General features: G+C 53.9%; 14 protein-coding genes. All 14 read left to right on the forward strand.

Features of this window, described 5'->3' with window-relative positions; all coding sequences use genetic code 11:
- Positions 1 to 51: 51 nt before the first annotated feature.
- The 14 genes from wcaA to wzxC all read left to right on the forward strand — a co-directional run bounded on the left by wcaA (position 52) and on the right by wzxC (position 14,882).
- The gene (wcaA, locus tag JKP81_RS02315; protein WP_044489411.1) at positions 52 to 897 is read left to right on the forward strand and encodes a colanic acid biosynthesis glycosyltransferase WcaA; all 846 of its coding nucleotides are present in this window, start codon (positions 52 to 54) and stop codon (positions 895 to 897) included.
- Entirely contained in the window at positions 897 to 1,388 is a 492-nt protein-coding gene (wcaB, locus tag JKP81_RS02320; RefSeq protein ID WP_131410548.1) for a colanic acid biosynthesis acetyltransferase WcaB, read from the forward strand. Before wcaA ends, wcaB begins: the two co-directional genes overlap by 1 nt.
- On the forward strand, positions 1,385 to 2,602 hold the full coding sequence (gene wcaC / locus JKP81_RS02325; RefSeq protein WP_200550459.1) for a colanic acid biosynthesis glycosyltransferase WcaC: 1,218 nt from the start codon (positions 1,385 to 1,387) through the stop codon (positions 2,600 to 2,602). The genes wcaB and wcaC overlap by 4 nt, the downstream gene beginning before the upstream one ends.
- Positions 2,577 to 3,797 carry a colanic acid polymerase WcaD gene (gene wcaD / locus JKP81_RS02330; RefSeq protein ID WP_017458489.1) on the forward strand — a complete coding sequence of 407 codons (1,221 nt, stop codon included), beginning with the start codon at positions 2,577 to 2,579 and terminating at the stop codon, positions 3,795 to 3,797. Before wcaC ends, wcaD begins: the two co-directional genes overlap by 26 nt.
- A 13-nt stretch (positions 3,798 to 3,810) precedes the next feature.
- The gene (wcaE, locus tag JKP81_RS02335; protein ID WP_200550460.1) at positions 3,811 to 4,557 is read left to right on the forward strand and encodes a colanic acid biosynthesis glycosyltransferase WcaE; all 747 of its coding nucleotides are present in this window, start codon (positions 3,811 to 3,813) and stop codon (positions 4,555 to 4,557) included.
- 22 nt (positions 4,558 to 4,579) lie between these two features.
- Positions 4,580 to 5,134: a colanic acid biosynthesis acetyltransferase WcaF gene (gene wcaF / locus JKP81_RS02340; protein ID WP_200551053.1), complete on the forward strand. Its 555-nt coding sequence runs from the start codon at positions 4,580 to 4,582 to the stop codon at positions 5,132 to 5,134.
- A gap of 26 nt (positions 5,135 to 5,160) precedes the next feature.
- Positions 5,161 to 6,282 (forward strand): GDP-mannose 4,6-dehydratase, encoded by a 1,122-nt coding sequence (gene gmd / locus JKP81_RS02345; protein WP_017458486.1) that lies wholly within the window; start codon positions 5,161 to 5,163, stop codon positions 6,280 to 6,282.
- 2 nt (positions 6,283 to 6,284) lie between these two features.
- Complete coding sequence (locus tag JKP81_RS02350; RefSeq protein ID WP_065370572.1) at positions 6,285 to 7,250, forward strand: GDP-L-fucose synthase; 966 nt, start codon at positions 6,285 to 6,287, stop codon at positions 7,248 to 7,250.
- A gap of 2 nt (positions 7,251 to 7,252) precedes the next feature.
- Entirely contained in the window at positions 7,253 to 7,726 is a 474-nt protein-coding gene (locus JKP81_RS02355) for a GDP-mannose mannosyl hydrolase (protein ID WP_017458484.1), read from the forward strand.
- Positions 7,723 to 9,027 (forward strand): colanic acid biosynthesis fucosyltransferase WcaI, encoded by a 1,305-nt coding sequence (wcaI, locus tag JKP81_RS02360; RefSeq protein WP_200550461.1) that lies wholly within the window; start codon positions 7,723 to 7,725, stop codon positions 9,025 to 9,027. Before JKP81_RS02355 ends, wcaI begins: the two co-directional genes overlap by 4 nt.
- The gene (gene cpsB / locus JKP81_RS02365) at positions 9,024 to 10,460 is read left to right on the forward strand and encodes a mannose-1-phosphate guanyltransferase (RefSeq protein ID WP_200550462.1); all 1,437 of its coding nucleotides are present in this window, start codon (positions 9,024 to 9,026) and stop codon (positions 10,458 to 10,460) included. The genes wcaI and cpsB overlap by 4 nt, the downstream gene beginning before the upstream one ends.
- A 109-nt stretch (positions 10,461 to 10,569) precedes the next feature.
- On the forward strand, positions 10,570 to 11,940 hold the full coding sequence (gene cpsG / locus JKP81_RS02370; protein WP_200551054.1) for a colanic acid biosynthesis phosphomannomutase CpsG: 1,371 nt from the start codon (positions 10,570 to 10,572) through the stop codon (positions 11,938 to 11,940).
- Positions 11,941 to 11,999: 59 nt separating this feature from the next.
- Positions 12,000 to 13,394: an undecaprenyl-phosphate glucose phosphotransferase gene (gene wcaJ / locus JKP81_RS02375; protein ID WP_200550463.1), complete on the forward strand. Its 1,395-nt coding sequence runs from the start codon at positions 12,000 to 12,002 to the stop codon at positions 13,392 to 13,394.
- 9 nt (positions 13,395 to 13,403) lie between these two features.
- Positions 13,404 to 14,882, forward strand: a complete 1,479-nt coding sequence (wzxC, locus tag JKP81_RS02380; RefSeq protein ID WP_200550464.1) for a colanic acid undecaprenyl disphosphate flippase WzxC — start codon at positions 13,404 to 13,406, stop codon at positions 14,880 to 14,882.
- Positions 14,883 to 14,892: the final 10 nt, after the last annotated feature.

The raw sequence follows: 14,892 nt of genomic DNA on the forward strand, positions 1-14,892 counted from the left end.
AGGCGGCAGTAAGGGCGAAAGCGGCATGTTGAACGCATTAGGGAACGCATCATGAGCACAACAGCAAACCCGTTAATTTCAATTTATATGCCAACCTGGAACCGGCAGCAGCTGGCGATCCGCGCGATTAAATCGGTGCTGCGCCAGGATTACCCGCACTGGGAAATGATCATTGTTGATGACTGCTCCGCAAGCTTCGAGCAACTGCAACAGTTTGTTGATGAGCTGGGCGACCCGCGTGTCAGTTACACGCGCAACGCTTTTAACTCCGGTGCTTGCGCGGTGCGCAACCAGGCGATTTTGCAGGCGAAAGGCCAGTACATTACCGGCATTGACGATGACGATGAATGGACGCCAAACCGTCTGTCCGTTTTTCTCGCGCACAAACATCTGCTCAATACCCGTGCTTTTTTGTACGCCAACGATTATGTCTGCCAGGGCGAAGTCTATTCGCAACCGGCGAGCTTACCGCTGTACCCGAAATCGCCGTTCTCGCGCAAGCTGTTCTACAAGCGCAACATTGTTGGCAACCAGGTTTTCACCTGGGGCTGGCGTTTTAAAGAGAGCTTGTTTGATACCCAATTGAAGGCGGCGCAGGATTACGACATTTTCCTGCGGATGGTCGAGGAGTACGGCGAGCCGTGGAAAATCGAAGAAGCCACGCAGATACTGCACATTAACCACGGTGAAATGCAGATCACTTCCTCACCGAAGAAATTTTCCGGTTACTTCCATTTTTATCGTAAACACAAAGACAAATTCGATCGCGCCAGCAAGAAATATCAGCTGTTTACCCTCTACCAAATCCGCAATAAGCGGATGAACTGGCGCACATTGTTGACGCTATTTTCTCTGCGTAACGGTAAGCGTCTGGCTGATGGGCTGCGGGGGAAATAATGCGTCTGGAAGATTTTCGCGCTAATCACTGGAATTTGCGCCCGTGCTGCATGGTTGCGGCGTACCGCATTGCCCATTTTTGCTCCGTGTGGCGCAAAAAGCATGTCATCAACAATCTCTGGGCCGCGCCCGTCATTCTGTTGTACCGCTTTGTCACGGAATGCCTGTTTGGCTATGAAATTCAGGCCGCCGCGACGATTGGTCGCCGCTTTACCATTCATCACGGCTATGCGGTGGTGATCAATAAAAACACTGTCGCCGGGGATGATTTCACCATTCGTCATGGTGTCACCATCGGCAACCGTGGGGCCGATAGCCTGGCCTGCCCGGTGATTGGCAACAACGTTGAACTGGGTGCCAACGTGGTGATGATTGGCGATATCACCATTGGTAACAACGTCACCATTGGCGCGGGTAGCGTGGTGCTCGACAGCGTGCCGGACAACGCGCTGGTGGTCGGCGAGAAAGCGCGCGTGAAGGTGATTAAATGAATATTTTGCAATTTAACGTGCGCCTTGCAGAAGGCGGTGCCGCAGGGGTTGCGCTCGATTTACATCAGCGTGCGCTGCAACAAGGCATTTCATCACGTTTTATTTACGGCTATGGCAAAGGCGGCAAAAAAAGCGTCAGCCACGACAACTATCCGCAGGTCTATAAACAGACGCCACGTCTGACTTCCATCGCTAACCTGGCGCTGTTTCGCCTGTTTAACCGCGATGTTTTCGGCAACCTGAATAATCTCTATCGTACCGTGACCCGCACGGAAGGGGCGGTTGTGCTGCACTTTCATGTGATGCACAGCTACTGGTTGAATCTGGATGAACTGGTGACTTTTTGCCAGAAGGTGAAAGCGCACAAGCCGGATGTCACCTTTGTCTGGACGCTGCATGACCACTGGAGCGTCACCGGGCGCTGCGCCTTTACCGATGGCTGTGAAGGCTGGAAAGAGAATTGCCGTAAATGCCCAACGTTGTCGAACTACCCGCCGGTGAAGGTTGACCGTGCGCATAAGCTGGTCGACAGCAAACGTCAGTTATTCAACGACATGCTGGCGCTCGGCTGCCAGTTTATCTCCCCCAGCCAGCACGTAGCGGACGCCTTTAATAGCCTGTATGGCGCGGGGCGCTGCAACATCATTAATAACGGCATCGATGTGGCGACTGAAGCCATTCTGGCCGAGCTGGCACCGGTAAAAGTGACACAAGGTAAACCGAAAATTGCCGTGGTGGCACACGATCTGCGCTATGACGGGAAAACCAATCAACAACTGGTGCGCGACATCATGGCGATGGATGACCGCGTGGAGCTGCATACCTTCGGTAAGTTTTCCCCGTTTGAGGGCAACAATGTCATCAATCACGGTTTTCTGACCGATAAGCGAAAATTGATGAGTGAACTCAACGAGATGGATGCGCTGGTCTTTAGTTCTCGCGTCGATAACTATCCGCTGATTCTGTGCGAGGCGTTATCTATCGGTGTTCCGGTGATTGCCACCCACAGCGATGCGGCTCGCGAAGTGTTGCAGAAATCGGGCGGTAAGACGTTCAGCGAGCAGGAAGTGTTGCCGCTGGTGCAGTGCCATAAAGCCGACATTGCCCAGGCGGTATTTGGCGAAAGCCTTGACGCGTTCCGCGCGCGCAGCCGCCAGGCATACAGTGGCCAACAGATGCTGGAGGAGTATGTCTCATTCTATCAAGGTCTGTAGCTACCTCCTGCTGCCGCTCATTTACCTGCTGGTTAACGTCAAACTCCTCCAGTTGGGGGAGAGTTTTCCCATCACTATCGTGACATTTTTGCCGGTGCTGCTGCTGCTCTATGTTGAGCGCATCAGCGTGAAAAAACTGATGATAGCTCTGGGGGCCGGGGCAGGGCTGACGCTGTTTAACTTCATATTCGGTAAGTCGCTGGACGCCAGTAAATATGTCACCTCGACAATGTTGTTTGTTTATATCGTTATCATCATCGGCATGGTGTGGAGTATCCGCTTCAAAACTATTTCGCCGCATAATTACCGTAAGATCTTGAGATTTTTCTATGCGGTAGTGGCATTCGTGGTGCTACTTGCGGCAATGGAAATGGCGCAGATTATCCTCACTGGCGGCAGTAGTTTAATGGAGGGGATTTCGAAATATCTCATCTATAGCAACAGTTACGTGCTGAATTTTATCAAGTTCGGCGGTAAACGTACTACAGCGTTATATTTCGAACCGGCATTCTTCGCTCTGGCGTTAATCTCAATTTGGCTCAGCATCAAACAGTTTGGTATCAAAACGCCGAAGACCGATGCTATGATTTTGGCAGGGATAGTTCTTTCGGGATCGTTCTCAGGGGTAATGACATTTATCCTGTTTTATCTGCTGGAATGGGCTTTCCAGTATCTGAACAAAGAGGCGATCCGTAAAAAGTTACCATTGGCAATTATTTCACTGGCAGTGTTTATTGTTGGCGTTGTATTTGCTTTTCCATATATCGCAGAACGAATCGGCGATTTAGGTACGGAAGGCTCTTCCTCGTATTATCGTATTATCGGTCCGCTGGTGATGGTGGGATATTCACTGACCAATATTGATGGTGTAGTAAGATTTGGCTCACTTTACGAATATGTCGCATCATTCGGAATCTTTAACGGTGCGGACGTCGGGAAAACAATAGACAATGGGTTGTATCTGCTGATCATTTATTTTTCATGGTTCGCGGTATTACTGACCGGATGGTATCTGTTTAAAGTTGGAAAAATGACGATAAATGCCTTTGGCAACAATCAGAATTTTCGTGTTCAACTTTATCTGTTCACTCCGATATCGTTGTTTTTTACGGGGTCTATCTTTAGCCCGGAATATGCGTTTTTAATTGTTTGTCCGTTTATTCTGCGCAAGGCGTTGAATATCGCGGCTACATGAAGAGGTGGGTCAAATGCTGCTAAGTGTTATTACTGTCGCGTTTCGTAATTATGAAGGTGTGATGAAAACCTGGCAGTCGCTGGCTCACCTGGCGAAAGCGAAAAATATTGAATTCGAATGGATTGTGGTTGACGGTGGTTCTCAGGATGGTACTGAGGAATTTCTGAAAAACCTCAACGGTCAGTACAATTTACGTTATATCAGCGAACGTGATAAAGGCATCTATGATGCTATGAATAAAGGGATCGATATGGCCGCAGGACGCTTTGCGCTGTTTCTCAATTCCGGCGATATTTTCCATGAAGAAATTGTGGATGTTGTTCGTCAGCTGGATGATGAGCAAGAGAACGCAATGTATATTGGCGATGCGCTGCTGGATTTCGGTGATGGCACAAAAATACGTCGTGGCGCAAAACATGGCTGGTATATTTACCACAGCTTACCGGCCAGCCATCAGGCTATATTTTTCCCGGTAAATGGTCTGAAAACTTACCCCTACGATCTGCAATATAAAGTCTCTTCCGATTACGCATTAGCCGCAAGAATGTTTAAAGCGGGATTTCCGTTTAAGCGTTTGAAAGGCCTTGTGTCTGAATTTTCGATGGGCGGCGTATCAACGTCTAATAACCTTGAATTATGTCAGGATGCTCGCAATGTGCAGCGTAAAATATTACGTATGCCGGGCTTCTGGGCACAGTTGTCTTATATGTTGCGTTTACGGACGACCGGCAAAACGAAAGCCTTATATAACAAAGCATAACGCTCAGATATAAGGAAAAATGATGCAGGATTTAAACGGATTCTCCGTGCCGAAAGGCTTTCGGGGCGGCAACGCTATTAAGGTTCAACTGTGGTGGGCGGTTCAGGCGACATTATTCGCCTGGTCCCCGCAGGTGCTGTATCGCTGGCGCGCATTCCTGTTGCGCTTATTTGGCGCAAAGGTTGGAAAAGGCGTGGTTATTCGTCCATCGGTAAAAATTACGTATCCGTGGAAATTAACATTAGGCGATTACAGCTGGGTAGGAGATGACGCAGTGTTATATACGCTGGGTGATATTTCTATCGGTGCGAATTCAGTGGTTTCTCAGAAATGTTATTTGTGCACCGGCAGTCACGATTATATGAGCGCGCATTTTGATATTAACGCGACGCCAATCGTGATTGGTGAGAAGTGCTGGCTGGCGACAGATGTGTTTGTCGCGCCGGGCGTCTCCATCGGCGACGGGACGGTAGTCGGTGCGCGCAGCAGTGTTTTTAAATCGCTTCCGGCAAATGTGATTTGTCGTGGCAATCCCGCAGTGGTGACGCGCGAACGCGTTGAAAAGGTAACTCCCTGAACTGGGACTATTGAGGAAAATAAATTATGTCTAAAGTCGCTCTCATCACCGGCGTAACCGGGCAAGATGGCTCTTATCTGGCTGAACTGCTTCTGGAGAAGGGTTACGAAGTTCACGGCATTAAACGCCGCGCTTCCTCATTCAATACCGAGCGTGTGGATCACATCTATCAGGATCCGCACACCAGCAACCCGAAATTCCATCTGCACTACGGTGACCTGACCGATACCTCCAACCTGACGCGTATCCTGCAGGAAGTGCAGCCGGATGAAGTCTACAACCTGGGCGCGATGAGCCACGTGGCTGTGTCGTTCGAATCCCCGGAATATACCGCCGACGTTGATGCCATGGGTACGCTGCGTCTGCTCGAAGCCATTCGCTTCCTGGGTCTGGAGAAGAAAACCCGTTTCTACCAGGCGTCCACCTCTGAACTGTACGGCCTGGTGCAGGAAATCCCGCAGAAAGAGACTACGCCGTTCTACCCGCGCTCTCCGTATGCCGTTGCCAAACTGTACGCGTACTGGATCACCGTGAACTACCGTGAATCCTACGGCATGTATGCCTGCAACGGCATTCTGTTCAACCACGAATCTCCGCGCCGTGGCGAAACCTTCGTTACCCGCAAAATCACCCGTGCTATCGCCAACATCGCACAGGGTCTGGAATCCTGCCTGTACCTCGGCAACATGGATTCCCTTCGTGACTGGGGCCATGCCAAAGATTACGTGAAAATGCAGTGGATGATGCTGCAACAGGAAAAACCGGAAGACTTCGTTATCGCCACTGGCGTGCAGTACTCCGTGCGTCAGTTCGTCGAAATGGCGGCGGCACAGCTGGGTATCAAACTGCGCTTTGAAGGCACCGGCGTAGAAGAGAAAGGCATTGTCGTTTCTGTGACCGGCCATGACGCTCCGGGCGTGAAACCGGGCGATGTGATTGTTGCCGTTGACCCGCGTTACTTCCGTCCTGCTGAAGTGGAAACCCTGCTGGGCGACCCGAGCAAAGCGCACGAAAAACTGGGCTGGAAACCGGAAATCACCCTGCAGGAGATGGTCTCCGAAATGGTGGCAAAAGATCTGGAAGCAGCGAAAAAACACTCACTGCTTAAGGCCCACGGTTACGAGGTTGCCATCGCGCTGGAGTCCTGAGCATGACCAAACAACGTGTTTTTGTGGCTGGCCATCGCGGGATGGTGGGGTCAGCCATCGTACGGCAGCTCGAACAGCGGGCGGATATCGAACTGGTGCTGCGTTCCCGCGAGGAGCTGAACCTGTTAGATAGCGCGGCTGTGAATGCGTTTTTCGAAAACGAACGTATCGACCAGGTTTACCTGGCGGCGGCGAAAGTGGGCGGTATTGTGGCGAACAATACCTACCCGGCGGACTTCATCTACGAAAATATGATGATTGAGAGCAACATCATTCACGCCGCGCACAAGAACGACGTGAACAAACTGTTGTTCCTCGGTTCGTCCTGCATCTATCCGAAACTGGCTCACCAGCCGATTGCGGAAAGTGAGCTGTTGCAAGGGACGCTGGAGCCGACCAACGAGCCGTACGCGATTGCCAAAATCGCCGGTATTAAGTTGTGCGAATCCTACAACCGTCAATATGACCGTGATTACCGCTCGGTGATGCCGACCAATCTGTACGGGCCGCACGACAACTTCCACCCGAGCAACTCGCATGTGATCCCTGCGCTGCTGCGCCGTTTCCACGAAGCGACGCAGGAAAATGCGCCGGATGTGGTGGTGTGGGGCAGCGGCACACCGATGCGCGAATTCCTGCATGTGGATGATATGGCTGCCGCCAGCATTCACGTTCAGGAGCTGGCGCGCGAAGTGTGGCAGGAGAATACCGAGCCAATGCTGTCGCATATCAACGTCGGCACCGGCGTGGACTGCACCATTCGTGAACTGGCGCAAACCGTGGCAAGCGTGGTGGGCTACAAAGGTCGCGTGGTGTTTGATGCCACCAAACCGGACGGCACACCGCGCAAACTGCTGGATGTGACCCGCCTGCATCAGCTTGGCTGGTATCACGAGATCTCACTGGAAGCGGGGCTTGCGAGCACCTACCAGTGGTTCCTTGAAAACCAGCACCGGTTCCGGGGGTAAGTATGTTTTTGAGTCAGGAAGATTTTGCCACGGTGGTGCGTTCGACCCCGCTGATTTCCATCGATTTGATCGTGGAAAACTCACGCGGCGAGTTTTTACTCGGCAAGCGCACTAACCGCCCGGCCCAGGGATACTGGTTTGTCCCGGGCGGACGCGTGCAAAAGGACGAGCCGCTGGCGGCCGCTTTCGAGCGACTGACTCAGGCGGAACTGGGACTGCGCCTGCCGATGTCGGCAGGCGAGTTTTACGGCGTCTGGCAGCACTTCTATGACGACAACTTTTCCGGCCCGGATTTCACCACGCATTACATCGTGCTGGGCTTTCGCCTGCGCGTGGATGAGGACACCCTCGCGCTGCCGCCGGATCAGCATAACGACTACCGCTGGGGAACGCCGGAGTCGCTGATTGCCGACCCGCTGGTACATGACAATAGCCGCGCCTATTTCCTCGACGCGCAGGGAGTACCGGGCTTATGAAAATCCTGGTCTATGGCATCAACTATTCGCCGGAGCTGACCGGGATCGGTAAGTACACCGGCGAAATGGTGGAATGGATGGCCCGTCAGGGTCATGACGTGCGCGTTATTACCGCGCCGCCGTACTACCCGGAGTGGAAAGTGGGCGAGCATTACAGCGCCTGGCGCTGGCGCAAAGAGCAGGGCGTTGCCACGGTGTGGCGCTGCCCGCTGTATGTGCCCGCGCAGCCATCGACCTTAAAACGGCTGCTGCATCTGGGCAGCTTTGCCCTGAGCAGTTTCTTCCCGTTGATGGCGCAGCGTCGCTGGAAACCGGATCGCATTATCGGCGTCGTGCCAACCCTGTTTTGCACGCCGGGCATGCGCCTGCTGGCAAAACTGAGCGGCGCGAAAACCGTGCTGCACATTCAGGATTATGAAGTCGACGCCATGCTGGGTTTAGGCATGGCGGGCAAAGGTAAAAACGGTCGCGTGGCGAAGCTGGCGACCGCTTTTGAACGCAGCAACCTGCATAACGTTGACAACGTGTCGACCATCTCTCGTTCGATGATGAACAAAGCGCGGGAGAAAGGCGTGGCTGCGGACAACATTATTTTCTTCCCGAACTGGTCCGAAGTGGCGCGTTTTCGCGATATCGACGACGGAGCCGTCGCGCAATTGCGCCAAACGCTCGGCCTGCCGGATGACAAAAAAATCATTCTTTACTCCGGCAATATCGGTGAGAAGCAGGGGCTGGAAAACGTCATTGAAGCCGCCGCAAACCTGCACAACCAGCCGTGGCTGTTTGTGATTGTCGGCCAGGGCGGCGGCAAGGCGAGGCTGGAAAAAATGGTCAGCGAGCGCGGGCTTCACAACGTGAAATTCTTCCCGCTGCAGCCGTACGACGCGTTACCGGCCTTATTAAAAATGGGCGATTGCCATCTGGTTATCCAAAAGCGCGGCGCGGCTGACGCGGTGCTGCCGTCCAAACTGACCAACATTCTGGCGGTCGGCGGCAATGCGGTGATCACCGCCGAAGAGAGTACCGAACTTGGCCAGCTGTGCCTGACCCAGCCTGGCATTGCGGTCTGCGTTGAGCCGGAATCGGTGGACGCGCTGACCTGGGGCATTGAACGCGCACTGGCGATGCCCAAAAACAACACGGTGGCACGTGAATATGCCGAACGCACGCTCGAAAAAGAGAACGTGTTAAGCCAGTTTATTGCAGATATCAGCCCGGAGAATTCCACTCAGCCCGCACGTGCCCGCGAAAGCGCGCATGACGGCGAACTGAACTTCGATGGCAATGGGGATAAATCATGAGTCAAACACAACTCTATCCGGTCGTGATGGCCGGCGGCTCTGGCAGCCGTTTGTGGCCGCTGTCCCGTGTGCTTTACCCTAAACAGTTTCTCTGCCTGAAAGGCGAACTCACCATGTTACAAACCACCATCTGCCGCCTGAACGGCGTGGAGTGCGAAAGCCCGGTGGTGATTTGTAACGAACAGCACCGCTTTATCGTCGCGGAGCAGCTGCGTCAGCTGCACAAGCTGACCGAAAACATCATCCTGGAACCGGCAGGTCGTAACACGGCACCGGCTATCGCGCTGGCGGCGCTGGCGGTGAAACGCCACAACCCGGATAGCGATCCGCTGATGCTGGTGCTGGCCGCTGACCATGTGATTCAGGATGAAGAGGCGTTTCGCACGTCGGTACGCAATGCGATCCCTTACGCTGAAGCGGGCAAACTGGTGACCTTTGGTATCGTGCCGGATCTGCCGGAAACCGGTTATGGCTACATTCGTCGCGGCGCGGTTTCTGCCGGTGAAGTTGATGCGGTGGCGTTTGAAGTGGCGCAATTTGTCGAAAAACCCAACCTCGAAACGGCGCAGGGTTATGTGGCAAGCGGCGAGTATTACTGGAACAGCGGTATGTTCCTGTTCAGCGCCGGTCGCTACCTGGAAGAGTTGAAAAAATACCGCCCGGATATTCTTGAGGCCTGCGAAAAAGCGATGGACGCCACCGACCCGGATATGGACTTTATCCGCGTTGATGAGGAGTCTTTCCTCGCCTGCCCGGAAGAGTCGATTGACTACGCGGTGATGGAAAGAACCGCCGATGCGGTGGTGGTGCCGATGGATGCAGGCTGGAGCGATGTGGGCTCCTGGTCCTCGCTTTGGGAAATCAGTCAGCATACGCCAGAGGGAAACGTCCATCACGGCGACGTCATCAGCCATAAAACAGAAAACAGCTACGTTTACGCGGAATCTGGACTGGTCACTACCGTCGGGGTGAAAGATCTGGTGGTGGTGCAGACCAAAGATGCGGTGCTGATTGCCGACCGTAACGCCGTGCAGGATGTGAAAAAAGTGGTCGAGAAAATCAAAGCCGACGGGCGCCACGAACACCACATTCACCGCGAAGTTTACCGTCCGTGGGGCAAATATGACTCTATCGATTCCGGCGACCGCTACCAGGTAAAACGCATTACCGTGAAGCCGGGCGAAGGGCTTTCCGTACAGATGCATCACCACCGCGCTGAACACTGGGTGGTGGTCGCCGGTACGGCAAAAGTGACGATTGACGGTGAGGTGAAACTGCTGGGCGAAAACGAATCTATCTATATTCCGCTCGGCGCGCGCCACTGTCTGGAAAACCCTGGGAAAATTCCGCTCGATCTGATCGAGGTGCGCTCCGGCTCGTACCTTGAAGAGGATGACATTGTGCGGTTTGCCGATCGTTACGGCCGTATTTAATTCCCGTGCCGGATAACGCGAACTTTATCCGGTTTATAAATTTAAATTAATCAACAAGATATGGCCATTTTACGGTCACGGCTGACTGTTGCCTGAAGAAGAGGTAATGATGGAAAAATTAACCTGTTTTAAAGCTTACGATATTCGCGGCAAGCTGGGCGAAGAACTCAATGAAGACATTGCATGGCGTATTGGCCGCGCCTATGGGGAGTACCTGAAGCCGCAAACCATCGTGCTGGGCGGCGATGTGCGTCAGACCAGCGAAGCGCTGAAACTGGCGCTGGCGAAAGGGTTGCAGGATGCCGGTGTGAATGTGCTGGATATCGGGCTTTCCGGCACCGAAGAGATCTATTTTGCCACTTTCCATCTGGGCGTTGACGGCGGTATCGAAGTGACCGCCAGCCACAACCCGATGGATTATAACGGCATGAAACTGGTGCGTAAGGGCGCGCGTCCGATCAGTGGCGATACCGGCCTGCGCGATGTGCAGCGCCTGGCAGAAGCCAATGATTTCCCGCCAGTGAACCCGGCAAAACGCGGCAGCTATGAGCAAATTAATCTGCGCGATGCCTATATCGATCACCTGATGGGCTATATCGACACCAACAACCTCACGCCGCTGAAACTGGTGATTAACTCCGGTAACGGCGCGGCAGGCCCGGTGGTGGATGCCATTGAAGCCCGCTTTAAGGCGCTGAATGTGCCGGTGACTTTCGTCAAAGTGCATAACGAACCGGACGGCACCTTCCCGCACGGTATTCCTAATCCCTTGCTGCCGGAGTGCCGCGACGATACCCGCAATGCGGTGATTGAGCATAACGCCGATATGGGCATTGCTTTTGATGGTGACTTTGACCGTTGCTTCCTGTTCGACGGGGAAGGGCAGTTTATCGAGGGCTACTACATTGTTGGCCTGCTGGCCGAAGCGTTCCTCGAAAAACATCCGGGTGCGAAGATCATTCATGACCCGCGCTTGTCGTGGAACACGGTGGATGTCGTTGGCCGCGCGGGTGGTACACCGGTGATGTCGAAAACCGGCCATGCCTTTATTAAAGAGCGGATGCGCGAAGAAGACGCTATTTATGGCGGCGAAATGAGCGCGCATCACTACTTCCGTGACTTTGCCTACTGCGACAGCGGCATGATCCCGTGGCTGCTGGTCACCGAGCTATTGTGCCTGAAAGGCAAAACCCTGGCGCAACTGGTGAGCGACCGCATGGTGGCGTTCCCGGCGAGCGGCGAGATCAACAGCAAACTGGCGGACCCGGTGACGGCGATCAACCGCGTTGAACAACACTTCACGCCGGGTGCGCTGGAGATCGACCGCACGGACGGCATCAGCATCGCGTTTGCCGACTGGCGCTTTAACTTGCGCTCTTCCAATACAGAACCCGTTGTACGCCTGAACGTTGAATCGCGGCGCGACGAGGAACTGATGAAAGCGCGAACGCAGGAAATTCTGGCACTGTTAAATCAATAACGATAAGGCGTTCCTCTCCCCGATGCCGGGGAGGGTGAACATTACAGGCAGGTACAACAATGACTCATCTCAAAAAACGCGACCGGGCCAAAACGAATGCATCGTTAATCTCTATCGTGCAGCGCTTCTCCGACATCACCATTATGTTCGGTGGCCTGTGGTTGGTGTGTAAGGTCAATGCGCTGCCGTTCTTCTACATGCATCTGCTGATGGCTCTGATTACGCTGGTTGTTTTCCAGATGATCGGCGGAATGACCGATTTTTACCGCTCCTGGCGGGGGGTAAAAATCATGACTGAATTGACGCTGCTATTGCAGAACTGGACGCTGAGCCTGATTTTCAGCGCCGGTTTGCTGGCGTTCAATAATGATTTTGATAACACCTTCAACATTTATCTCGCCTGGTATTTGTTGACCTCGATGGGGCTGATGATGAGCCGGGCGGTGATCCGCTTTGGCGCCGGCTGGTTGCGCAACCTCGGCTACAACACGCGCCGCGTGGCGGTGGCCGGTGATATGCCGATGGGCCAGGAACTGCTGGAAGGTTTTCGCAATGAACCGTGGCTCGGGTTTGATGTGGTCGGGGTTTACCACGATCCACAACCGGGCGGCATTACGACTGGTTGGGCGGGAAATCTCGACCAGCTGGTGGAGGATGCGAAAAGCGGGAAAATTCACAACGTCTACATCGCCATGTCGATGAACGATGCGGCCTGCATTAAAAAGCTGGTGCGCCAGCTCGCCGATACCACCTGTTCGGTGATCCTTATCCCTGACGTTTTCACCTTTAACATCCTGCACTCGCGGGTGGAAGAGGTGAACGGTGTGCCGGTGGTACCGCTGTATGACACGCCGCTTTCCGGTGTCAACCGCATCCTGAAACGTCTGGAAGATATTGTCCTCTCCTCGCTAATTTTGCTGCTCATCTCTCCGGTGCTGCTGGCGATTTCGGTGGCGGTGAAACTCAGCTCGCCGGGGCCGGTTATCTTCCGCCAGACGCGCTATGGCATGGACGGTAAGCCGATTAAGGTGTGGAAATTCCGCTCCATGAAGGTGATGGAAAACGACAAAGTGGTGACCCAGGCAACGCAGAACGATCCGCGCGTCACCAAAGTCGGCAGTTTCCTGCGCCGCACGTCGCTCGATGAACTGCCGCAGTTTATCAATGTGCTGACCGGCGGTATGTCGATCGTTGGTCCTCGCCCGCATGCGGTGGCGCATAACGAGCAGTATCGCTCGCTGATTGAGGGCTACATGCTGCGCCATAAAGTGAAACCCGGTATTACCGGCTGGGCGCAAATTAACGGCTGGCGCGGTGAAACCGACACGCTGGAGAAAATGGAAAAACGCATTGAGTTCGATCTCGAGTACATCCGTGAATGGAGCCTGTGGTTCGATATCAAAATCGTTTTTCTGACCGTCTTTAAAGGCTTTGTTAACAAAGCGGCGTATTAAGGAAAGGTCATGAGCCTGAGAGAGAAAACCATCAGCGGCGCGAAGTGGTCCGCCATGGCGACCCTGACGATTATTGGTCTGGGGCTGGTGCAGATGACCGTGCTGGCGCGCATTATCGATAACCACCAGTTCGGCCTGCTGACCGTCTCGCTGGTGATTATCGCGCTGGCGGATACGCTGTCGGATTTCGGCATCGCGAACTCCATTATTCAGCGTAAAGAGATAAGCCACCTCGAACTGACCACGCTGTACTGGCTCAATGTTGGGCTGGGTATCGTGGTCTGCATTGCCGTTTTCTCCCTGAGCGGAGCGATCGCCAATGTGCTGAATAACCCGGATCTGGCACCGCTGATTAAAACGCTGTCGCTGGCTTTCGTGGTGATCCCACACGGCCAGCAGTTTCGTGCGTTGATGCAAAAAGAGCTGGAGTTCAACAAGATAGGCGCCATTGAAACGCTGTCGGTGCTGGCTGGCTTCAGTTTTACAGTCATCAGCGCGTTCTTCTGGCCGCTGGCGATGACCGCGATCCTCGGTTATCTGGTTAACAGCGCGGTACGTACGCTGCTGTTTGGCTATTTCGGGCGCAAAATTTACCGCCCCGGGCTGCATTTCTCGCTGGCGTCGGTCAGCTCCAACCTGCGTTTTGGCGCCTGGCTGACAGCAGACAGCATCATCAACTATGTGAACACCAACCTCTCCACGCTGGTGCTGGCGCGTATTCTCGGTGCCAGCGTCGCCGGGGGCTACAACCTGGCGTACAACGTGGCGGTAGTGCCGCCGATGAAGCTCAACCCCATCATTACTCGTGTGCTGTTCCCGGCGTTTGCCAAAATTCAGGACGATACGGAAAAGCTGCGCGTGAACTTCTACAAGCTGCTGTCGGTGGTCGGGATCATTAACTTCCCGATCCTGCTGGGGCTGATGGTGGTGGCGAACAACTTTGTGCCGCTGGTGTTTGGCGACAAATGGAACAGCATTATTCCCATCCTGCAACTGCTGTGTATTGTCGGCCTGTTGCGCGCGGTGGGTAACCCGATTGGTTCGCTGCTGATGGCGAAAGCGCGGGTGGATATCAGCTTTAAATTCAACGTCTTTAAAACGTTTCTCTTTATCCCCGCCATCATCGTCGGTGGACATCTGGCGGGGGCGCTCGGCGTGACGCTCGGCTTTCTGCTGGTGCAAATCATCAACACCGTTCTGAGCTACTTCGTGATGATTAAACCGGTGCTCGGTTCCAGCTACCGTCAGTACATCCTGAGCCTGTGGCTACCCTTTTACCTGTCACTGCCGACCCTGGTGGTGAGCTACGGCTTGGGTCTGGCCCTGAATGGACATCTGCCGCTGGCGGCGATGTTAGCGATTCAGGTCGCGGCGGGCGTGGTGGCCTTCGCCGGAATGCTGATTGTGTCGCGTAATGCGCTGGTAGTGGAGATGAAACGCCAGTTTTGCCGCAACGAGAAACTTAAAACGCTGCTTCGCGCAGGATAAGAAACCTGAT

Origin of the sequence: Kosakonia sp. LAM2021, from assembly GCF_016620385.1 — a bacterium.
GTDB classification, from domain to species: Bacteria; Pseudomonadota; Gammaproteobacteria; order Enterobacterales; family Enterobacteriaceae; genus Kosakonia; species Kosakonia sacchari.